We start from the raw sequence: 22,364 nt of genomic DNA, 5'->3' as shown, positions 1-22,364 counted from the left end.
CGCGTCGATGTTTTATAAGATCTAAACATCTAGTTAGCTTCAAACATTCATATCTTATTTCCTGATACCACTTTTTAACTTCTTGTTTTAATCCATTTTAATTTTATTCCCCATCGCCCTTAACACCTATCTGTGACCTTGTGTTCACGGAAGGGCTGTCTATTATTCAAGAGAATTATTATGCAACCATATCGTTACTTATTATGGGTACTTGCTACGGCGGTTTACCTAGTGGGTACTACTGAATTTATGTTATCTGCAACATTAACACCGCTGGCTGAGGTTTTTTCGGTCAGTAGCGCACAAGCATCATGGCTAATTTCAGCTTATGCGCTGACTTATGCGGTTACAGCACCAGTGATAGGTTATTTTTCTGATCGCATCGATCGGCGAAAGTTATTGTTAGTAGCCATGTTTCTATTTGCGATAGATAGCCTAGCTATCATTGTTTCTCCGAACTTCACTATCGCAATGTTCTTCCGTATTTGTGGTGGCTTAGCGTCGGCGGCGATAGTACCCACCATTTTTGCTTTAATTGCAGATATCTTCCCAGCGCGTCAGCAATCCACAGCGATGGGGATGGTGATGGTTGGTATGACGATAGGGATCGTATCAGGGCCTGTGTTAGCAGGCGTATTAACAGAGTATTTAACATGGTACGCGCCCTTTATTATGACAACAGTAGGAAGTCTTATCGTATGGTTTTGTGCCTGTAAAATATTGCCACCTTCAAAGCCTCATCAAGACGTGAGAAAACAAGGGGGATTCCAGTGGCTACAGGATATAAAAATAGTTCGTTTTATTAGTGCTAAAGCAATATGGAACGGCACTGCGGTCAGTGTTTTCTTATTGTCAGGAGAGGTACTCAGACTGAAATTTTCAATTGATAGCGCGCTAATCGGTGTTGTCGTTGCTGCGTTTGGAGTGGGGTTATTTATCGGAAATCTATTAGTCGGTCGGCTCAATCATTTTTTATCAAATGATAGCCAACGATTGTTATTAGTCATCTCTCTGATGGCAGTGGCGGTACTCACATTTGTTTTAGCGTATGTTCCACTGGTGGTACACACAGCATGTTTAGTTATTTGGGGCGGTTTTTTGGGGATGGCTGCGCCATTGAGTACCACCATGGTTGCGATGCGCAGTGGCGAAAACAAAGGTCAAGTATTAGCCGTTTCGGAAAGTTTTAATAACATTGTACTGTTTTCTATGCTGCCACTTTTATCATGGGAATTGAGCTACCATGGGCTGGTTACCATGAGTATGATCATTATGCTAATGCTGACCATTGCCATTGTGCTGAGTGTATTAGATATTCGGTCGAGTCAATAATGAGGAAGCGGGAGTTGGCTTCCCCCTTCGTACCTACTGAGTTTGTAAGATTTGTCGTTGTTTGCTGACGTTCATACCTTTGAGCATGCTCATCCAAGCTAATACCGTGAAGAACATTAAAATAATAAAAATGGCTTTAGGGGGAAGCTCTGTGAGCACGACCCCTGTAAGCATCGGGTTGAATGCACCGCCAAGCAAGCCAAGGGCTTGAGCCGAAAAATAGCTCGATTTCATGCCTTCCGGCGCAATATTATCAATCAACATGTACTCACCGGGCGCATAGATCAGCTCACCGAGAGTAAAAATAAAGGATCCTAGCGCCCATAAGTATAAGTTTTCGTCAGCTTCCATAAATGTGGCAAGGCCACCGACAAAAAAGAGAGTACCTAACGTCATATAACGCTTAAGGTTATCTGGTGTAAGGCGTTTACCTACCATATATTGCAAAGTAACCACAACCACTGCATTCATGGGAAGCACGACCCCGATGACGGCTTGTGCAAACTCGCTGTTGGATACAGTAATAACATATTGAGATATCCACGTTGTGAAGGTGCCAAATACCAGCGAGCCAAGAAAAGTGGACAAAATAAACCATGCTAATGCTCTGTCATGTAGCATCGCAGCGGGGTTCCATAAGCGCTTTTGGCCTTCTTGGTGGGGAGCAGGTTTCACACTTTGTACAAAGTGTTGAATAAAGAAAACGGGTATTGACGCTGAAATTGCCGCTAACCAAAATGGCAGATTGATGTTATACATCAATAACCATGTTCCAAGAGGCGGGCCGATGGTCCAACCGATATTCAAAAATGTGTAATTAAGGGAAAATACCTTTGCTTTAATAGAAAGAGGAAGAGTATCTGAAAAATAACCTTTTAGTACGGTTGAAAAGACGGAATAAGAGCAATTTATTAACGAGAAGAAAATAACCACAAGCACGGCATGACTTGAGAGTGGAATTGCAATAAAGCCCAAAATAAACGCAATAATAGCGATTAGCATACAGCGTTTCTTATCGACTTTATCTGCCAAAATACCAAAGCCCATACTAAATAAGACACCGATAGTTAAGGCAAGAGACATTGCAATCCCCACAATATCAATAGCCATTTGGTATTCTCGTGTCAGGTAAATCGCCATAAATGGCAAGGTTGCTCCACGTCCAATGGTTAATAGCAATGAAGAGCAGAGTAAAGCGCTATTTGAAATATTTGATTTAGACAACATGACCCACGACCTAACGTTATAATTGTTATTGAGTTGTAGCACTCTCTGTTAAATAGATAAATTACCGAATTTTGTGATAACAGGGAATGGCTGAGTCAGTACAAAGGCTGAAAAAGATAAAAACAAGATATTGGATAACTCTTATCTAGGATTAGGGTTTTTTAAATAGGCAATAGAAGGAATAGCAGTACCTTTATAGAGGATTACGCTATTATTTTTGGCTTTAAGCCTATGTTACAGTATCGCCCAGCGTCATCACTGACATGATACAGAAAAGCGGCTTCAATAATTTCACAACAATCAGGTTATTTCGGAATGTAGACTAATAACCGATTACCTTTTTCAATATCAAATGTCAAAGAAGAGTAATCATAATTTTCCACTTTACCTTGATAAGCAATTTCACGAATACCTGTACAAGGTTGGTAAATTTCATGCTTATGCCAAAGTTGGCTAAATAAAGTTGATTGTTCCAGCAGGGCGTTAATCATTTTTTTAATATTGGGGTTGTTCTTGGTGCGAGCATAATCACGGCGAAAACTGGCCAGTAGTTGTTGGGCAACAAGTTGCCAATTAACGAAGCGTTCTTGGTAGCGAGGATCCATAAATAGAAGATAGAGGAAATTGCAATAATACGGTTGCGCATCCGAAAAATGAAAATAGTGATCGGCCCGAGTATTATAAGCAAGCACATCCCAGTGCAAGTTGAGCACATAGCAGAGATAATGATCAGGAAAATCGCTGATCATGCGGGAAATAGCCGAAGGAACACGATGCTCGGTATTACCTGTTGCTATCGGCTCGCGGTTATGGGTTAACAAATAAAGGTGTTGACGCTCAGCGCTATTTAAATGTAACGCGGCTGATAAATTATCAAGGAATTGCGTCGAAACGCCAATATCACGACCTTGTTCAAGCCATGTGTACCAAGTCAAACCAACCCCAGCTAAAGCAGCAACTTCTTCACGACGAAGCCCCGGAGTCCTGCGCCTTGTCGTTCGCGGTAGGCCGACTTCTTCTGGTGAAATACTTTCCCGTTTTTGCTTTAAAAACTCAGCCAGCTCAGGGCGCATTCGTTGCATCGCTTTCATAGCCTATTGCCTTTAGTAATAGTATAAATGGTTAAATTGTACCATGATAACGGATTCTTTATAGTCCTCATTTTATTCGGCTAGATAAATGAGAACATCATGAATCGACATCAGCATATCGCTCTTTTTGTATTAATATTGGCGGGGTTCGTAACAATTTTTGATCTATTTGTGGTTAATGTTGCCATTGTGACTATTCAGCATTCGTTAAATGCCAATTTGACTGAGCTAACATTAATTATAGTCGGTTATGAATTAGCCTTTGGTTTATTACTCATTACAGGAGGTCGGTTAGGAGACATTTACGGTAAAAAATGCTTATACCGCGTGGGTATGGCATGCTTTACGCTCACATCTTTATTTTGTGCATTCGCACCGACAGCAACCTTGCTGGTGGTCGCAAGATTTTTTCAAGGGCTATCTGCTGCATTACTGTTTCCCCAAGTGTATGCCAGTCTCCGTGTCAATTTTAATCCGTTACAGGCGAAAAAAGCATTTGGCTATTTGGGAATGAGCTTAGGACTCGCTGCTATTGCTGGGCAAGCTTTAGGAGGGTGGCTGATCACGTTAGATCTATTTAACTTGAGTTGGCGGACAATTTTTTTAGTGAATTTACCGATAGGCATACTGGCTATCGCATTATCGCGTTTTTTACTCGAAGGAGAAAAATGCCGCATTAATCTTGATTGGTGTGGCGTCATATTATCAGGTTTAGGGATCTGCTGTGTTTTATTGCCATTGCTTATGTTACCCGTATGGGGTTGGTTAAATACAAGTAGCCTATTACTCAGCAGTGGGGGCTTACTGTTGGCCATCTTTGCTTATTATGAAATCCGATTAGAGAAACAAGGAAAAGCGCCATTATTCAGTATGCAAATTCTGCGTAATCGCCCCTTTGTTATTGGATTACTGGTAGTAATGAGTGTTTATGCAACATCTTCCGCTTTCCCTTTAATGTTATCTCTATTACTGCAAAAAGGGATCGGCTTAAGCGCGTTTTTGTCAGGTATGATTTTTGTACCTTCTAGCATTGGATTTGTAATTTCATCGGTAATCACCCCTCTTTGGGTTAATCGCTATGGTGAAAGAACAATATTTTGGGGCGCGCTATTTTATGGCTTAAGCTATATGCTGTTACTTGTGATGCTATATTGGTTTTCATCGAATAGCTCAGCACTATGGTTGACGCCGGTTTTATTCCTTGTGGGGTTTACACAAGGTATGATCATGACACCGATGCTAAATTTAGTTCTTGCTAAAGTGAGTGTTCAGATAGCGGGACAAGCTTCAGGCTTTACTGCAACATTGCAGCAAGTCGGAGCCGCGATAGGTGCCACTATGGTTTCTGTGATGATGCAGTACGGATTAACTCACTTTTCGGCTCAATTTCCCTTTGAACAACTTAAAAATGCGGTCAGCTTCGGGTTAGGTTTTAACTTTTGCATGGCGATATGCTCTGCAATTTTATTGCTAATGATCACTCGCCGAACGCCCACGCTGACCATTTCATCCTGCGTATAAATAAAAGAGCCTTATACAAATCGCATAAGGCTCTTAATAAAGTCATACAGGTTAAAACGCGCTATCGAAGATCACTTGCATCATGGCGTTCGCGGACTTGTTGTGCGGGGTCGCCATGTAAACGGTTAACTCGACGCCCTCGTTGTACCGCTGGGCGTGCATAAATTTCGTCAGCCCAACGGTTTAGGTGTTGATATTCGTGAGTACTGAGGAATTCATCAGCATCATATAACCAGCCTTTGACTAACGCGCCATACCATGGCCAGATTGCCATATCCGCAATAGAGTAGTGTTCGCCTGCAATATAGTGGTTATTGGCTAAACGCTGGTCTAATACATCAAGTTGACGCTTGGTTTCCATCGCAAATCGATTGATGGGGTATTCAAATTTTTCTGGTGCATAGGTGTAAAAATGACCAAATCCACCGCCAACAAAAGGCGCTGAACCCATTTGCCAAAAGAGCCAAGAGAGGGTTTCTGCTCTTTCCGGTTGGGTGGTTGGTAGGAATGCTGAAAATTTTTCAGCTAAATAAGTCAAAATTGAACCGGACTCAAAAACACGGATAGGTTTTTCGCCACTTCGGTCAACTAATGCTGGAATTTTAGAGTTAGGGTTAATTTCGACAAAACCTGAGCTAAATTGATCACCTTCTCTGATATTGATCAGCCAAGCATCATATTCGGCTTCTTTTATACCCAGCTCGAGTAATTCCTCTAACATGATGGTGACTTTTTGCCCGTTAGGTGTTCCTAAAGAGTAAAGCTGTAGGGGATGTTTACCAATCGGTAGCTCTTTTTCATGCGTCGCACCTGATACTGGTCGATTGATATTTGCAAACTGTCCGCCATTACCTTGTTCCCATTGCCAGACTTTCGGTGGGGTATAAGTTGAATTATCCATTTTTACCTCCAGTTAGTGATCCCACCACAAGGGTGGGAGCGGGGTTTATTATAGAGATGCTACATAAACTCGGCGACTGACTTCAGGCGTAATATCATGATGCTCACCCAGTGCCGTCATTCCATTTTGGGTCAAACTTTCAATAAGAGGATCAATCACGTCGTCATTGAGGTTATAATCGCTAAAACGCGTTTTGACATCCATGCGCTCAAAAAACGCTCTTGTTAGCTCAATAGCTTGCAGAGCTTTTTGCTCCTCAGACCCTTCGTTGATCCCCCATACTTGCTGAGCATATTGAACCAGTTTAGCTTGTTTCTGCGGTAATTTTTCCTTCAACATAGAAGGTAAGACTATCGCTAGCGTTTGAGCATGATCTAAGCCGTATAGCGCTGTAATCTCATGGCCTAACATATGTGTCGACCAGTCTTGTGGTACACCCGCGCCGATAAGGCCATTTAGTGCCAAAGTGGCTGTCCACATTAAGCTTGCACGTAAATCATAGTCATGCGGAGTAGCTAACGCTTTTGGCCCAATATCAATTAGCGTTTTTAATAAACCTTCTGCAAATGCATCTTGTACATAAGCATGAGTAGGATAAGTTAAATATTGTTCCATTAGATGAACAAACGCGTCAACAACACCATTGCTGATTTGACGTGGTGGCAGCGTAAAGGTTTTTACAGGATCTAAAATAGAAAATTGTGGATAGAGGCTGTCATGCATAAAGGCGCGTTTAGATTGCGTCGCTTCACGGGTGATCACTGAGCCTTTATTCATTTCGGAGCCTGTGGCAGGGAGCGTCAATACGGTGCCAAAGGGTAAGGCGGATGTTACTTTGGTTCCACCACTGGTCAAAATTTCCCAGAGGTCACCCTCAAAATTAACTGCCGCAGCAACAAATTTGGTGCCATCAATGACTGAGCCACCACCAACTGCGAGCAGATAGTTGTAGCCTTCTTGGTGAATTTTATCTACCGCTTTGATTAAAGTTTCATAGCGAGGGTTCGCCTCAATACCGCTGAATAGACCAACTTCACGTTCACCCAATGCTTGTTCTACTTCGTCTAATGTTCCTGTTTTACGTGCACTTTCACCACCAAAAAGAATTAGAACTTTAGCCTCTTTGGAGACCAATCTATTCAATTCAGCAATTTTCCCTTTACCAAATACAATACGTGTTGGGTTATAAAATTCGAAATTGTTCATATATAGACCTTATTTCAGAATTGAAAGAGACGTTCTTTGCTTGTCATATCGTGCTGACAAGCGGGGTAAAGGACGACGAGATAATGAGAATACATTAACTAACATAACTATATTATACATGCATAATTTGGCTTTGTATTATCTCTATATGTCATTTTAAACAATTAAATAATTGATTTTGAAATCAAATGTCAAGCATTGTTTTATTAAAGAAATGAGGTGAAAAGTTTGATAGAAGGGAGGGAATTAGGAATAAATAAGTAAGGAAAAGTAATGATACAAACACATAAGAGCTACAACAAAATCGGTTATGAGCCTCTTCAAGCTGTAAATGAGCCTACCGAGCAAAAAACAACGCATTCTATAGCGCAGTTAACCGAGTGTATTAGCCAAAATACTGGATTGGTATCAAGCCATTTGCTCCCATTGCAGCAAGTTGCTAAGGAGCAAGATAGCATTATAGGCGTTCGGCCTGTAGACCGCTTTGCGACAGATTTAATTGCGGCGGGCTACCCGACAAAAAACTTTCATATCAAAGGTAAAAGTGCTTCATGGGGGGCTCAGGCAGGGTTGATTTGTGTTGATCAGCGTTTTAGTAAATTAGAAAACAAATCTGAAGATCTCATTGATAAATATAACGGTTTTATTCGTCGTTGTATTGAAAAAGGTCATGCTCGGCCGATTCCTCTTGAAATAACAGAGGAGCGATTACACACCTTACTGCAAATGGGAGCGATTGATAACCTTAGTTTAGAAAATTCACAAGGGGTCAAACAATTTACCGCGAAAGGGCCTAGTTTGAAAAGTTATCAATTTGAGGCCAAATGGGAGCCTCAGCAACAAAAGTACCGAATTTATTTTGAGAAAAAATATCTTCAAGTATTAGCACCTATTGATAGTTGCCTACCTATCACTGCTGATTATGATTTATTGTTAATTGGCCCACACATGAGAGATTTTGGTCATCAAGATATGCTCCCTGTACCCGATGTTGCCCATTCGGTATATCGCCAACGTGTTGAAAAGTATCAACGCTTACCAACAGATGCAAATTTGAGCCAAGCTTATAGAGATGAAAACCATTTTTATCAAAATGAAGACAGTGAAATTGGTAATGCATCACCACGAGTGAGAGAGATGATTTCTTTAATTAATCGCGCATTAGTGGGTGAGGCAGAGAAAGTCGTGCATCACAGTGTTGATGCAACAAGTCCAGTGACGGATTTAGATGCTAATTTTCCAGCAACGTTTGCTTTACCCAAAAAGATAGGGCGTTTTGATGAGTTATGCATCATAACGAATAAAGAAGAATTAGTTGAGTTGATAACAACGTCTAAAGCGGAGGGTTATCACATTAAAACTAACCCGTTATGGGAAAAAGAGTTACCCACGATCAGGCGGCCAAGTTTTGAATATGCGAAACGGAGGTTGTCGACAGTCAGTTTAAACTCAAAAATAACACATTTTTAAATGTTAATTTAAGTTAGTTTAAACAGAAAGTTAGAGTCATTTATCTCGTTCATTGTATAGGATGGTGAAAATATTTTTGACAGGAGAGCAAATTTTGATCTATATTTAATTCATTCAAATGAATTAAATGAGGTTGTTATGAAAAATAGAGTGATCCCAAACGCATTTACAATTAATGAGCGTGATAGAAGGTGGGGGCTTGCGCGCCAAATTATGCAAGCCAATGATCTAGAAGTATTAATGGTATATGGTGACAGAGAGTCTGCTGCACCAGCCCCATTTTGCATCGATCATTACTTTACCAATGACCGACTAGGATCAGTGGTTTTATTCCACCTTGATAAAGCGCCTGTCGTTGTCACGTTTGCACCTATGATGGTTGCTGATCATATGCAAGCTGCCATGCGTGGTGATATGCAGTGGATTGCGCCTGAACAAATCGTTGTTGGCAAAACAGGGCATAACATTGCACAAGTATTAATTGATTTAGGTGTATCTTCTCGCGCAAATATAGGCGTAATCGGTTTGGAACCATATCCCCCTTTTTATTTTGATGGTGCAATGCCGTTTAACACCTTAACAGGAATTAAAAAAAGATTGCCAAATGTCAATTTTGTTCCGGTATATAAACAGTTTTTCCAGCTCGCTTCCGTTAAAAGTGAAGAAGAACTTGAGCATATTAAGCATGCGGCCATGATCGGTGAAGCTATGAGCGAGGCCATGCGAGCAACCGCTATTCCAGGTAATACGGAAGCCGATATCGCTGCGGCAGTAACCTCTACATGTTTGTCTATGGGAGGATTCACCGCGGAAATATTAATGGGCTCAGGTCCTGAATATATCGGTTGGGGGCAACCTGCGTGGCAATACCGTTCGCAAAAGCCTCGTGAAATTCAAGAAGGTGATATTGTATTAACTGAGATATTTGCATTATATGGTATGTATGAGACACAGCACCAAGCTGCTGTCGCAGTAGGTAAGGTACATCCAAATATTGAAAAAGCGGCTGAAATTTCACGGGAATGTTATGAAATTGGCGTCGAATATCTAAAAGAAGGGGTCACCTTCGGCGAAGTTGTCGATAAAATGGAGCAACCATTATTAAGATCAAAAGGTTGGCATGTGCATCCTCTGATCCACAGTATTAACCCTTACGGGCCAATTGGTTTTGGTACTGCACCCGGTATTGAATCATTGCCGATTGCACAAAAATATCGTCAATTGGAGAGATTACCCAACCCAGGCAGAGAGTTAGTGCTAAAAGCAGGTATGACGTTTGCGTTTGAACCTAATTGTGCGTTTGGTTATCATTTATGTAATCTAGGCGGAACAGTTGTCGTTGGCAAAGAAAAAGGGATCGAATTGAACAAAAATTCCACCTATTTGATGCGAGCCGATATTTAACCCATAGGGCCACAGCGGGATATGACAGAGACCAATAAAAACACGCTTTCATCTGAGTCAACAAAAGAAAAATTGATAAACGAAGGGATCAAATTATTTGCTCTTCATGGAATTGCTGGAGTGAGAACCCGACAATTAGCAGATAATGCCGGGGTCAACCAATCAGCCATTCCTTATCATATGGGAGGAAAGCTGGGCGTCTATTCCGCTGTTATTCAAAAAATTGCCAATGACCTCGCGGCCGCTAGCAATACTCATGAATTTGACCGTACTTTTGCAGAGCTGACAGCGCAACGTCCTATACAGACGGAACGGGCTAAAACATTACTTCATATGTTAATGGGGGGCCTTGGGCATGCTCTGCTGCTCCCAGAACACAATTATTACTCTGTACTGATCTTAAGAGAACAGCTTGAGCCGACAGAAAATTACGAAATTATTTATCGTGATTTCATCGAACCTTTCCATATGCGTTTATCAAGTTTGATTCAGTTTATCAATCAAGTTGATGAACAAACCGCAATTATTCGTGCACATGCACTTATTGGGCAGGTATTGGGTTTTGTCGTCGCTAAAAAACCGTTATTAAAAAGACTTAATCAATCCCAAATTACTCAGTCATTGCTTGATGATATTTTGCAGCAAATAGGTTTATTGGCTAGTCGAGCGCTACTTAGTGATTAACCTGTCATTCAGGGCGATAGGGATAAATTTAGGATATATAATGGCTGTTCTTATAGTGCAAAAATGGTAGAGCCTAAGCATTTATATGTTCAATAAGTAAATGTTAGTATTGATGAGTATATAGTTTGATAGTCTACTTGTATCGTATTAGGTTACAAAATGGTGACCGTTAGGTTATAGGCAATAATCGAGGTTATTGTTACCTGTCCATGATCAATCATTTACCTACTATAATTCCCCTAAATTCTGATTAGTAGGTATAATAAAGTCCTCAGCTTAAGTCGCATTCGCTCATATTACGAGAAGAAAGCGATTTTTTAACTCGGTTACTGAGGGTATTCAGTCGTTTTATATTTTATCGTTACATCATGGAGTTTGGTTGTATGAGGCATTTTATTAGGATGGATCTTCCTCCTGAACCCATTATCAATGATAAATGTGTGAGGAAACGCCTCAAAAATAGTGTCTGTGATAGTTGTTCACAAGTTTGCCCTGTAGGGGCTATCTCTTTTGAGACGATGAATGCAACTATCGATAACCAGCTTTGTTACCAATGTGGGAACTGTTTGTTTTCATGTCCTGTCGATGCAATCGAAAATATCTCGCCGCATGAACGTACTTATCATAACAATCATCTGGTTATTAGCCATGATGAGCCTTTGGCAAGTGTGGAAGAGTTATTAGTTTGGCATAAGCAATACCAGATAAATGGGGTAGAAATTGCGGAGCCACTGGTAGAAAAATGGTTGCCGGTGCTGGCGGCGCTTAATATTCAGCTAAAAACGTTGCAAGAGCCTATTTGGCAATTGGTAGTAACACAACCACCAGAAATTGATAGTGGCCGTCGCTCCTTATTCTTTCGTCAAAAACTGGATGAGAATCCATTAAATAAAGGGCAAGTGAGAACGGGTTTAAATGCCCGCAAACAACTCTATCCGCAAGACAGTTGGTTCCATATTGAACTTGATGTCTCAAGCTGTATTTTATGTGGTGCGTGTGCCAAAGTTTGCGATGAACAAGCGATCCTTATTGAAGAAAATCAATTTATCTTTGATGAAAAACGTTGTACTGGCTGCATGAGCTGCCAAGTGGTGTGTTTTCCAAAATCAATTGAAGTCAAATCCCAAGTCGCCAAAAATAACCAGCCTACGGTATATCACTACTATGATGCTCAGTGCGAAAAATGTCGATTGGCTTTCTTGTCTTGGCAGCCCAACGCGCATTTATGCCCGATTTGCGCACAGCATCAGAAGCAGGGATGGTTATAATAAAAAAGCGAAACGTGCTTTTTTATTTTTTCTTGATTAGTGATCTATTATGAAAACTTCTTTATTCGATAGGTGATGAATAAGGAAGTTTGCTATTCCCCCTAGTAAGTATTCAACCCTATTGATTGCTGGCATTAAGTCTGAATTTAAAATAGATAAGATAGCACCAAGACAAAATTAATATTTTGTGTTGTTTTTTATTTTTTACTTTAAATTGAGTCGCTGATTATCATGATAAGAGAAAATGGATATTATCATGTTTGCTATTTGATTTTAAACATTAAATATCATTCTAACTAAATTTAGTGCTACTTTTCTATTTTTTATTAAAGGGGAACTATGAGTACTCAATTCAGCAGCGAGTCGGGTAATTTCTTAGGGAAGTTAAAGACAAATGTTGATGTCAGAACAGGACAGTTTCTTGTCAGCATACCTTTCGTTAATATTATTGCTAATCAGCGTTCTGGGCCGGATCTTGCTCTATCTGTATCCTATTCGCCACTGCAAGATGCTAACTATGGTTTTGGAAGAGGGTTTTCAATAGGGATAACGATGCTCTGTTTGCGTAATAATACATTAGAGCTAAGCAGTGGCGAAAGTTATAAAATAACACCAGGAACAGTAAATGTTATAAATAAAAGGCTTAAACACTTTATATTAAAATATACAAATAATACCAATAGTCATGATGGTTATACTGTTATTTGGAAGGATGGGAAATCTGAGAGCCTCACTCTTATCGGTGAGGATTATTATGTTACCACAAAGATTATGTCAGAATTAGGCCGTGAATTATTCTTATCATGGTCATGGAGTGGTGAATACCCATTATTAAAAAGGGTTAAAGACGAATTTCAAACACTTTGTGAAATAAACTACTCGCATTATGTTAGTATTCGTGTTTTTCCAGAAACCAATGATGAGTACTTAATAAAATTTTCATTAATTAATCATGAGCAACTTAACTATATTGCTTGTGAATATGAAGATAATGCGTTTATTTATTGGCGTTTTGGCTATGAGGCATTAACTGAAAGCAATAAGCATTATCTAACGCAAATTATTTATCCTACAGGACTGACTGAGCAGGTCGAGTACAGTGAGCTGTTTGGTTTTCGTTTCCCAAGTAGCTCGGGTAAAACAGGGCGGTTACCGGTTGTTACATCATATATCATTAATCCAGGTTTTGGGCAGCAAAAAACGGTTAAACGCTACAAATATAGCGAGCATAATTTTTTAGGTTTTAATGGCGACTTTGGTGATTGGACGAGTGATAGTGATTATATTTATAAACTTTTAACAGACTATACTTATAGCTCTACAGAAACAATTTCTGATGGCAGCAGTGAAATTAAAACCACTCGTGTATTTAATAATTATCATCTGCAAATTAGTGAGGAAATAGAGCGAGATGGCTGTAAAACAAAAAATGAAATAGAATATTATGCTCAAAAATATACGCCTATTCATTTTCAGCCTGAACAGTTCCAATTAATGAAAACACAGGTTATCACGATCACTGATAACGAGGGTAACCAAAGAAAAGAGATTAGCGAATATGAATTTGATGAACAAGGCAATCAAACTTTACAAGTAACACCCGATGGCACTCGAGTGGTCACAACATGGTATAAAGCCGAAGGGGAGGAGGATTGTCCTGCCGAAGTTAATGGGTTTATTCGGTATATGAAAGAAAAAATCACTTACCCATTAAGCAGAAAGCATAATGAGCCGATTAATAAAATCTATTATAGATATGAAAATTTGGCGAATACCTCTATTGCAGTAATCGCAAAACAACTATTTTATTCAGATGAAATACTATTTAAGTGTCTCTCTTTCAGTTATTTTCAAGATGCTAAACGCCTAGGATATGGTACGCCATCATTAATTAGAAGTACTCAATATACTTTGGGTGAAAATTCACAATATTTCACATCCTATCAGCAATTTGATTATCAGTTAAATGGCGATACTATTATAAAAAAGAATACAGATATTAGCTTTGATAATATCATTACCACCACCACTCAAACGATGTCGATATTACGAGGTGTTGTACTTGAAGATATAAATCAGCTTAATGTCGTTCAAATTTATACCTATGATAAATTAGGACGCCCATCTTATAAAAAATCGGCAGTAAATACGCCTTATGAAACCTCAGTCTCTTGGAAATATTTAAAAATAGAGGAGGGTGTTATCACCATTGAAAAAGATAAATGTGGGAGTCAGTTTAAGCACTATTTTGATGGTTTAGGGCGGAAAATTCGTACAGATGTATTAGATGCTTATGATAGTAAAAAGTGGCATAAAATAGAATCTTGCCAATATGATGCATTTGGTAAAATAGTTAAACATTTGCAATATGATCACCATTTATCTGGCTTAAATACAGCCGAATTTATCTATCAAACGACGGCAAACTATGATGGCTGGGGAGAGGTTACCGCATTAACACAATCTATCGGCGTTACGGATATGATAAAGATAGACCCTATCGCCTTAACCAAAACAACATATCCTATCAATACAGAAGTAGCCTCAGCATCCCGCCACGGGAAAACGGTAATTACGCTGAATAAACAAAATCAGCAAATTGAATCTGAATATTTATTAGGTATCGATGGGAAAGTCGCTGCCGCCAAATATTATAAAAGTGACTCCCTTGGGCGCCTGTTAAAAATAACCGATGAGTTAGGGCACAGTATTGAGAACACTTACGACTGTTTTAATCGCATCGTGACTCAAAAATATGAAGATGGCACAGTGATCCATCGACAATACGCTCCCCATTCCCAGAATGAACTGGTGACGGCAATAATCGTTACTGATCGCTCCCAACAAATGTGGTTACTTGGTGAACAACAATTTGATGGCTTAGAGCGCCTAGTAAGTCAAACTGTAGGAGGAAGAACAACGCAATTTCAATATGAAAACGTTTATCCGGAACCCAGTGTAGTCATATTGCCTTCGGGAGAAAAAATTCACTTCGAATATATTCCTGAATTAGATTGTCTGACAAAAAAAGTGATGACGAGTGAAACGACACAGCAATTTGATTACGATGTAGCCACACAAAAAATAGTCTTTGCAAAATCGGAGAGCACACTCAATATAAATAAATTAAATCAACAAGGTGACTTAATAGAAGAGTATTTTTTGATTGATGACCAAGTGCGAAAAACACAATATGAGCGCACTGTTTTAGGGACCGTCGCCAAATATACAGATATTGATAACAATGAAACTCGGTATATATGGCGAAAAGACGGGCAAATAGAATCCATAATCGATGCAAATATCATCGTCACTTTTGAATATGATGAATTAGGGCGAACCGCTATCCGTAAAGCAAAAAGCACTAAAGCAGATGAATATGTAGAGATTAAATATGCTTATGATGAGTTTAATAAGGAAGTGACACGGGAAATTATTGATAGTAATGGTACGCATTTTATTATCAATAAAAGTTGGTTAGCGAATGGGTTACTCGCAACTCAAAACACATTTCGAAATACACGATTAATCCGCAGTGAGCAGTATCAATATGATGTGAGGAATCGTTTAACAAATTATTTTGTGCAAGGCAGTGAGCTTCCAAAAGATAGCACGGGAGCGAATGTTATCGAACAATTTTTTGAATACGATGCACTGAATAACTTGCGTCAGGTTGTGTCTGTATTTTCGGGGCAACAAGAAAATATCAGTACTTACCATTATGAAAATACGTTAGATCCAACTCAATTAACACGTATCACTCACTCTAACCCTCATTATCCTGCAACTGTTTTTACATATGATGCTTGCGGTAGAATGATATGTGATGAAGTAGGAAGAACATTAAAATACGATATGCTGAACCGACTCATGGATGTCAGCGTCAATGATTTAGTGAGTGCTAAGTATGGTTATAATGCCTCTAATCAACTCGTTAAACAGGAAACTCACGATAATGGCACCTATTATCTCTATTATCGTGATGATGAACTAGTTCATGAAATTAATACAAGCAAAAAGCAAAATACTCGCCTGATTAAGTCAGATCATGAGTGCTGTGCGGTGGTTGATGATAATCAACTGGTCTTTATGGCCGCGGGTCATAATGAAAGTGTGTGTTGGTCTCGTCATTCGAAAATGGAAGAAGGGGATACACATACATTTTTGCCCTATGGAGATAGTGAAATTAAAGAAAACACCTATGTGGCTTTTAATGGTGAAAGAAAAGATCCGCTGACTGGCGTTTATCATTTAGGTAATGGCTATCGTGCTTATAATCCAACGATTATGCGTTTTAACTGCCCTGATAGTTTAAGCCCATTTGGTGAAGGGGGGATCAATCCCTATGTTTACTGTAATGGAGACCCCATTAATTATACTGATCCTACGGGCCGAGCACCGGCGGCTGCTATAACTGGAATACTAGCCAACTTGGCATCTGCTTCGGCGAATATTGCATTTGCTTATATTACCTCATCATTTGCTTGGTTTGCCGGTACTACTTTTTTAACTGTGGCAGGCGAGGCACTCGGAATTGCTAGCATAGCGACCCATGATGATTCACCTGAAGCATCGAATCGGACATCAGCAAATTTGGGATGGGCTTCTATTGCACTTGGAGTGACTTCCGTTATAGCGACAAGTGGCATGTTTATATGGCGGCTAGAGAGAATGCCTATGCCAGCACCGCGTTATAGAGCACATTCTGTAGGAAACGGTCAAATTCAATTAAGAAGAGCCTCGGAAGTAGAGCATCACGACTTTTTTGCACGTAGAATGGGGCGGCGCGGCGCTATCGCTGGAGGGGAGGGAACAAGCGCAGAGAGTGGTATCTCATCAATGTCATCAAGACGCTCTTCTGTATCTTCTAATCGTGCTCAAGCAGGCTCTTTCGGATCTGATAGTGCACACTCTCATGATAGCGGGCTTTCTAGAGTTAGCCACTCGGGCGTTTCCTCTTCATCCCAAGAAGTAGAAATGATCCCCCCTTCAGCTAATAGGCGTTTAAGTGCAGAAAGTTTAGGCTCATTACAGCCAAGCCAGCAGTATGCTCAAGCATCAACTTCGCGTGCGGTTCCCTCAACATCGCGCAGTATGTATACAAATAATAGCCATATTGGCCAGCAAAAAATTAGTAATGACAAGTTAATGGGAGGAACAGCGAAAGTACAATTGGAGCGTGCGAGTGGCTATGTGACGTTGTACCCTGAAAATAGGGGGAACACACAGTTGAGTTTAATACGCCCTGATTTTGATATTTTCCGTCGAGCCTCATTTTAGTGAGGTTGAAAATATTTCAGAGATGAGTAATAAAGGAAAACAGTCGTTATTTGGCTGTTTTTTTATTTTTCTAAAGATACTAGAAATACTTTAAGAAGCTGATTTAATGCGTTTTGTTCGTCAGTGCTCAACCCCGCCACTAATCTTGCTTGATTAGCGACATGTGCTTCAATCGCTTGGTTAATTAAGGATAAGCCATCATCGGTTAATGACACCAAAAAGCCGCGTCCATCTTCTGGATTGGGATGGCGTTTAACTAACCCAGCTTTTTCAAGTTGATCAATACGATTGGTCATTGTGCCAGATGTCACCATCAGTGTAGCCAACATATCACCTGGTGAGAGAGTGTATGGGTGACCCGCGCGACGTAGTGTCGCTAATACATCAAAACTAGAGCGGTTAAGGCCAAATTGTGCGAAAACCTTCTCCATTTCACGGGTGAGGTGGAGAACAATATTACCTAGTCGACCGATCAGCCCCATCGCGCTGATATCTAAATCAGGGCGTTCACGTGCCCATTGTTGAATGATTTTATCTATACGATCCATAGGCCAATCATGACAACTATTTATCTTGACGTCAAGTTAGTTTAAAACTATCTTGATATCAAGATAAATGAGAAGGGTTTTATGATGAACCGATATACGGCTTTGTTATTAACGGCATTAGCGCCGATTGTTTGGGGAAGTACCTATTTGATTACTACTGAGATGTTACCATCGGGCTTCCCGCTAACATTGGCAGTATTAAGGGCATTACCTGCGGGATTGCTATTATTGATTTGGCTGCGTAAATTACCTCAAGGGATTTGGTGGTTACGAGTAACGCTATTAGGGATTTTAAACTTCTCGCTGTTTTGGTGGCTCTTGTTTGTTGCTGCCTATCGTTTACCCGGAGGCGTCGCGGCAACAGTAGGGGCGATACAACCACTGATTGTATTATTCTTAAGTTATTGGTTATTAAAAAGCCCACTTTCCGCATTGTCTATAGCCTCGTCTTTTGCAGGGATTGCGGGTGTTGCAATATTATTATTGACCCCTAATGCTGCACTAGATCTAACGGGAGTGATCGCGGGTATCGCCGGCGCTTTTTCAATGGCGGCAGGTACCGTGCTGAGTCGTCGTTGGCAACCACCAGTAACGCCATTGATATTTACAGCATGGCAATTAACTGCTGGCGGGATCGTTTTATTGCCATTCGCTCTGTGGTTAGAGCCTTCATTACCATCATTAACGGTTATTAATATGATAGGGATAAGCTATCTGACTTTAATTGGTGGCGCATTGACTTATGCTTTATGGTTTAGAGGACTTGCCTTGCTAGGCCCAAGCTCAGTCGCTTCTTTAGGGTTTTTAAGTCCAGTTAGTGCTGTCATATTAGGTTGGGTAGTATTAGATCAGAGCTTAAGTTTATTACAGCTTTTAGGTATGATGGTGATATTAGGCAGCGTATGGACAAGCCAACAATCAGAAAAACGATTAGCACAGCGTAGATTACAGCAGCTAGCATAACTAGCTAAACGACGTAGTATCTATGTGGCATAAAGGGTAAGTTGCATATGAAACTTACCCTTTAATGTTATTTGAAGATAATGAAGCTAACGAGCGTAGTTCTGCTTAATGACCCGTCCGTCAGACAAAATGGCTTTTAACGATTGTGGAGGTAAATCTTTAAATACTTGCTTAGAAAAATTGGCCATGATTATTGAGCCATCACTGAAGCGAGTTTCTTGTACCCAGCCTTGATTATCAAGCCATTGAAAGCCGACCATTTTTTGATCCCATAAAGCCTCGTGTAGTGGCCGATAAACACTGTTAGATTTCATCATGGCGGGGAGGCGCTGGTGAAGGGTGCTACGGCTTAAATTGTATAAAGGCGCGGTATTATATAACTGGCTGAGTAACTCTCTCGTTACCTGTACTTCGGGGAATTTGAGGTTATCAAAGGTCCAGTGATGAGTACTAATAATAGTATCATGGAAGACAGCTTGGTACATTGGGAGACGCCAACGGGGATCAAATACAACGGTTAAATAAGGTTGTTTTAATTTTGCTTGTTTAAAAAAGGTCGCTGGTTCACTTTCAGGCCACCAGGCACCTAAATAGTAAGGAGAATGCTTATCTTTATGGATACTAGGATCGCCCCAACCAAAACCCCACGTTTCCATCCCATGGGCAAACATTAAATGCTTTGCTGTTAAGGCATTGCCATCTTCAGATCCTAAAGGAATTCTAAGGTTTTTTTCAATCCACTGCATACGTGCATTACGGGCGTGTGTCATTTGCTCTGCACTTGTGCGATTTTCTGGATTATAGTCATTTGTTACCATCGCTGTACCATCGACATCAAGGAATAAACTATTCGTTGATGAAAGCTCAAGTAATTTTCTGATCCTATCTTGTGAATAACTTAACATGCAGCCTGGATTCAGGTAGTAACCTTTGCCACTAAACCCAGCTAATTTGGTGCCTTTTTCCTGCACAATGGCGCATTTTTCGCGTAATTCGTTGGTGACTTGAGCGGTAAGCCATTGGTCATTTGTACCAACAGGGATCCCGGTATCATAGGAGTCATAACTGCCAATTAAATAACCCAGCTCGATGGCTTGTTCAACTGCTTGAGGCTGATAAAAGGTTACGGTCCAATTATCAACTCCTAACCAAAGTTTATCTAGTCCTCTAATGTTGAGCTGGTTAATCAGTGGAATTGATAAACCTTGCCCCCAGTTTTCGCTTGCGATTAACCATGGCCCTAACTGCTGTGTAACAACTTGCTTTATTTTTTGTGCTTGTAGCTTCTGAGAGTATAAAAAATCACTATCGTCAGGTGTTTTTTGATTAGGAACGATACGCTTGAAGGCTTCATTCAAAGCTCCAACTAAGTATGGTTGCTGCCATTTTTCAGGCGGTGAGAGCTTAATCTTTTTGAATGCTTCTTGCGCTTCTTGTTCTAGTGCATCCCAAATAGACTGACCATTCGGAGATTGTAAATATTGGCTTAACCCTTGCCAATCTTTAATATCTTGCTGATCAAGCAACCCTTTACCCCATACATAAATGTGAGTCGCACCAATTAGCTTTTGTCCATCGGGGATATCCGCGAATTTTTCTCGTAATGTTTTAATTTCACCCTTTGATTCTAAATATTGGCGGTAAGCGAAAGCGCCATCCAATGGGGTATCGCCAATTGAGAGTATTACATCAAAGGGACGGTTTAGATTAAATTGGTCAAAGACATGACGAGCAGACATTTTCAGCTGTTTAGATTGGGTCGTAAAATCAATCTGATTACCAAATGGATTTGCCATTAACCAGCTATAAACGTGTTTTTGCTGTTGGCCCCATAATGGGAGTTTAAGGTCATAGTTAGTATCAATCCCATTTTGTTCATTGATTAAATACTGTTGCCATATGGGATTGTCAGTGGGGATGTGACTGCCTTCACCTAACGGCAAATATAGCGCTGAAACTGTGATAGGAGATTGATACCAAAAGAGTTGTTGAGTTTGTGTTGTGGTAAAGCGTAAATGAAGTTGTTTACCTTCAAGATGAGCCGTCACTTCCATCTGTTTATCTGGCCAATACCACTTGGCGCTATCTGCACCCGAGTTAAGCTTTTCAACAGGGGTATACTGAGTGCCTTCATTAATGATCTCATCTTGATAAGTCATTTTTAAGGTTTCGGGTTCAATGGCGATAGAAAAATCAGTATTTTCTAGCGTTATGCCGTGAGCGATTGAGCTAATAAATAGTAGGGCTACGGTAATTTTGCAGGAGTATTTGGTCATTTAATTATAAACTCTACTTTTATAAAATATTTTAATGTGATTAATGAAATTCTAACTTGAGCGAAAAGAAATCAAAATCAGATTTAAGTATAGATAAAAACTCGAATTAATCGCGTTAAGTTGAATATATTGGCTAATCAAATTATTGCTTATTAAACAATAACTGTGACATTAATCGTCGATGTCTGCTGTTAATATCGGCCGGAATGTTTGAAATGATTAATTTTTGTTTACCAATAATGGGAGAAAAGTCGGGATGTAGTACTATAAGAAACGAGAAAATAGCTTGGTATACCTGTGCTTAATCGCTTTGAACCATCAGATTAAAAAGCAATGATAATGTAGTTTTGTGAGAAGCGGATCACTCATTACCGGTTATACTATGAACGTTATTTAGTTAATTTGGATTGAGGTGAATATGCTGTTTTCGGATGAAGACAATAGGTTGTTAATTGCCGAAGATGCTTTCTTATTAAAAGGTTTTTTATTAGGGAATGGGCAGGCATTGATATCAGCACTTGATGAGGTGGTAGAGCAATCACCTTTTCGATATATGGTGACACCGGGTGGATATGGTATGTCAGTGGCGATGACCAACTGTGGCCCTTGGGGATGGGTAACTGATCATAAAGGTTATCGGTACCAAAAGAGTGACCCTGTCACAAATAAGCCTTGGCCCGAAATGCCGACAATTTTTATCGAATTAGCAAGGAAGGCCGCTGAAATGGCTGGTTTTTATCATTTTTCACCAGATGCATGCTTAATCAATCGTTATTCTGTTGGGGCAAAATTATCACTACATCAAGACAAAGATGAAATGGATTTTTCTCAACCGATCGTCTCTTTTTCTCTAGGGCTACCTGCAACATTTGATTTTGGTGGCTTAACTCGTGAAACGCCCAAGACAGCACTACTATTAGAGCATGGTGATGTGGTGGTTTGGGGGGGAAAATCTAGGCTAAATTACCATGGCGTACGTAGCATTAAAGCAGGATGCCATCCGGTTTTAGGGGAATTTAGAATCAATATCACTTTTCGGCGTTGCCAGTAAAAAAGGACGTCGCTGATAAGCTAATAATGTCTTACAGATAAAAAGAATATAACCCCTTATTTTGCTCATAAATTTTTGTTGTAATAATTTTAAAAACTACTTGAGAAAGTTTAAACAGCATTAAAACGACTGATGTCGTTCA

Annotated in this window: 15 protein-coding genes; 9 read left to right on the top strand and 6 right to left on the bottom strand. The window is 40.0% G+C overall.

The genetic code is table 11. The annotated features are described in order from the left end of the window. Positions 1-180: 180 nt before the first annotated feature. Positions 181-1,332 carry an MFS transporter gene (locus PR675_RS08790; RefSeq protein ID WP_272582730.1) on the top strand — a complete coding sequence of 384 codons (1,152 nt, stop codon included), beginning with the start codon at positions 181-183 and terminating at the stop codon, positions 1,330-1,332. A gap of 33 nt (positions 1,333-1,365) precedes the next feature. Here PR675_RS08790 and ydeE read toward each other — a convergent pair whose 3' ends face one another. Continuing rightward, positions 1,366-2,559, bottom strand: coding sequence for an efflux MFS transporter YdeE (ydeE, locus tag PR675_RS08785; RefSeq protein ID WP_014658366.1), 1,194 nt, complete (start codon positions 2,557-2,559; stop codon positions 1,366-1,368). Positions 2,560-2,864: 305 nt separating this feature from the next. Next, positions 2,865-3,650 carry a helix-turn-helix transcriptional regulator gene (locus tag PR675_RS08780; RefSeq protein WP_014658367.1) on the bottom strand — a complete coding sequence of 262 codons (786 nt, stop codon included), beginning with the start codon at positions 3,648-3,650 and terminating at the stop codon, positions 2,865-2,867. 99 nt (positions 3,651-3,749) lie between these two features. Here PR675_RS08780 and PR675_RS08775 point away from each other — a divergent pair, with 99 nt between their 5' ends. Then, entirely contained in the window at positions 3,750-5,171 is a 1,422-nt protein-coding gene (locus PR675_RS08775; RefSeq protein ID WP_060561015.1) for an MFS transporter, read from the top strand. Positions 5,172-5,232: 61 nt separating this feature from the next. Here PR675_RS08775 and yghU read toward each other — a convergent pair whose 3' ends face one another. Beyond that, positions 5,233-6,072, bottom strand: coding sequence for a glutathione-dependent disulfide-bond oxidoreductase (gene yghU / locus PR675_RS08770; RefSeq protein WP_004919841.1), 840 nt, complete (start codon positions 6,070-6,072; stop codon positions 5,233-5,235). A 48-nt stretch (positions 6,073-6,120) separates the two neighbouring features. Next, positions 6,121-7,278 carry an iron-containing alcohol dehydrogenase gene (locus PR675_RS08765; protein WP_272582729.1) on the bottom strand — a complete coding sequence of 386 codons (1,158 nt, stop codon included), beginning with the start codon at positions 7,276-7,278 and terminating at the stop codon, positions 6,121-6,123. Positions 7,279-7,551: 273 nt separating this feature from the next. Here PR675_RS08765 and PR675_RS08760 point away from each other — a divergent pair, with 273 nt between their 5' ends. From PR675_RS08760 to PR675_RS08740, 5 genes are all read left to right on the top strand, one after another. Beyond that, positions 7,552-8,748 (top strand): anthrax toxin-like adenylyl cyclase domain-containing protein, encoded by a 1,197-nt coding sequence (locus PR675_RS08760; RefSeq protein ID WP_040133136.1) that lies wholly within the window; start codon positions 7,552-7,554, stop codon positions 8,746-8,748. A 138-nt stretch (positions 8,749-8,886) separates the two neighbouring features. Continuing rightward, complete coding sequence (locus PR675_RS08755; protein WP_004919852.1) at positions 8,887-10,152, top strand: M24 family metallopeptidase; 1,266 nt, start codon at positions 8,887-8,889, stop codon at positions 10,150-10,152. Between the two features lie 21 nt (positions 10,153-10,173). Then, entirely contained in the window at positions 10,174-10,836 is a 663-nt protein-coding gene (locus PR675_RS08750; RefSeq protein WP_004919855.1) for a CerR family C-terminal domain-containing protein, read from the top strand. A gap of 383 nt (positions 10,837-11,219) precedes the next feature. Then, positions 11,220-12,104 carry a 4Fe-4S binding protein gene (locus PR675_RS08745; RefSeq protein WP_040133138.1) on the top strand — a complete coding sequence of 295 codons (885 nt, stop codon included), beginning with the start codon at positions 11,220-11,222 and terminating at the stop codon, positions 12,102-12,104. 339 nt (positions 12,105-12,443) lie between these two features. Beyond that, on the top strand, positions 12,444-17,384 hold the full coding sequence (locus tag PR675_RS08740; RefSeq protein ID WP_060561017.1) for an RHS repeat-associated core domain-containing protein: 4,941 nt from the start codon (positions 12,444-12,446) through the stop codon (positions 17,382-17,384). 62 nt (positions 17,385-17,446) lie between these two features. Here PR675_RS08740 and PR675_RS08735 read toward each other — a convergent pair whose 3' ends face one another. Next, positions 17,447-17,932: a MarR family winged helix-turn-helix transcriptional regulator gene (locus PR675_RS08735; protein ID WP_060561018.1), complete on the bottom strand. Its 486-nt coding sequence runs from the start codon at positions 17,930-17,932 to the stop codon at positions 17,447-17,449. Between the two features lie 81 nt (positions 17,933-18,013). Here PR675_RS08735 and PR675_RS08730 point away from each other — a divergent pair, with 81 nt between their 5' ends. After that, positions 18,014-18,895: an EamA family transporter gene (locus tag PR675_RS08730; protein WP_400494660.1), complete on the top strand. Its 882-nt coding sequence runs from the start codon at positions 18,014-18,016 to the stop codon at positions 18,893-18,895. Between the two features lie 86 nt (positions 18,896-18,981). On the opposite strand, the gene PR675_RS08725 is transcribed toward PR675_RS08730, so the two are convergent. Then, positions 18,982-21,171, bottom strand: a complete 2,190-nt coding sequence (locus PR675_RS08725) for a glycoside hydrolase (RefSeq protein ID WP_036940279.1) — start codon at positions 21,169-21,171, stop codon at positions 18,982-18,984. A gap of 418 nt (positions 21,172-21,589) precedes the next feature. On the opposite strand from PR675_RS08725, the gene alkB reads away from it, so the two are divergent. Next, positions 21,590-22,222 (top strand): DNA oxidative demethylase AlkB, encoded by a 633-nt coding sequence (alkB, locus tag PR675_RS08720; RefSeq protein WP_060561020.1) that lies wholly within the window; start codon positions 21,590-21,592, stop codon positions 22,220-22,222. Positions 22,223-22,364: the final 142 nt, after the last annotated feature.

Source organism: Providencia sp. PROV261, assembly GCF_028477945.1.
In the GTDB taxonomy this organism is placed as follows: Bacteria; Pseudomonadota; Gammaproteobacteria; order Enterobacterales; family Enterobacteriaceae; genus Providencia; species Providencia stuartii.
Note: the sequence above shows the minus strand (reverse complement) of the source record. Positions and strands in the feature narration are given on the sequence as shown.

Excerpts from the sequence above, each read along its gene's own strand:
- PR675_RS08740 (WP_060561017.1), top strand. The coding sequence starts at position 12,444 with ATGAGTACTCAATTCAGCAGCGAGTCGGGTAATTTCTTAGGGAAGTTA.
- PR675_RS08750 (WP_004919855.1), top strand. The coding sequence starts at position 10,174 with ATGACAGAGACCAATAAAAACACGCTTTCATCTGAGTCAACAAAAGAA.
- PR675_RS08765 (WP_272582729.1), bottom strand. The coding sequence starts at position 7,278 with ATGAACAATTTCGAATTTTATAACCCAACACGTATTGTATTTGGTAAA.
- PR675_RS08790 (WP_272582730.1), top strand. The coding sequence starts at position 181 with ATGCAACCATATCGTTACTTATTATGGGTACTTGCTACGGCGGTTTAC.
- PR675_RS08725 (WP_036940279.1), bottom strand. The coding sequence starts at position 21,171 with ATGACCAAATACTCCTGCAAAATTACCGTAGCCCTACTATTTATTAGC.
- ydeE (WP_014658366.1), bottom strand. The coding sequence starts at position 2,559 with ATGTTGTCTAAATCAAATATTTCAAATAGCGCTTTACTCTGCTCTTCA.
- PR675_RS08735 (WP_060561018.1), bottom strand. The coding sequence starts at position 17,932 with ATGGATCGTATAGATAAAATCATTCAACAATGGGCACGTGAACGCCCT.
- PR675_RS08730 (WP_400494660.1), top strand. The coding sequence starts at position 18,014 with ATGATGAACCGATATACGGCTTTGTTATTAACGGCATTAGCGCCGATT.
- PR675_RS08775 (WP_060561015.1), top strand. The coding sequence starts at position 3,750 with ATGAATCGACATCAGCATATCGCTCTTTTTGTATTAATATTGGCGGGG.
- yghU (WP_004919841.1), bottom strand. The coding sequence starts at position 6,072 with ATGGATAATTCAACTTATACCCCACCGAAAGTCTGGCAATGGGAACAA.
- PR675_RS08760 (WP_040133136.1), top strand. The coding sequence starts at position 7,552 with ATGATACAAACACATAAGAGCTACAACAAAATCGGTTATGAGCCTCTT.
- PR675_RS08745 (WP_040133138.1), top strand. The coding sequence starts at position 11,220 with ATGAGGCATTTTATTAGGATGGATCTTCCTCCTGAACCCATTATCAAT.
- alkB (WP_060561020.1), top strand. The coding sequence starts at position 21,590 with ATGCTGTTTTCGGATGAAGACAATAGGTTGTTAATTGCCGAAGATGCT.
- PR675_RS08755 (WP_004919852.1), top strand. The coding sequence starts at position 8,887 with ATGAAAAATAGAGTGATCCCAAACGCATTTACAATTAATGAGCGTGAT.
- PR675_RS08780 (WP_014658367.1), bottom strand. The coding sequence starts at position 3,650 with ATGAAAGCGATGCAACGAATGCGCCCTGAGCTGGCTGAGTTTTTAAAG.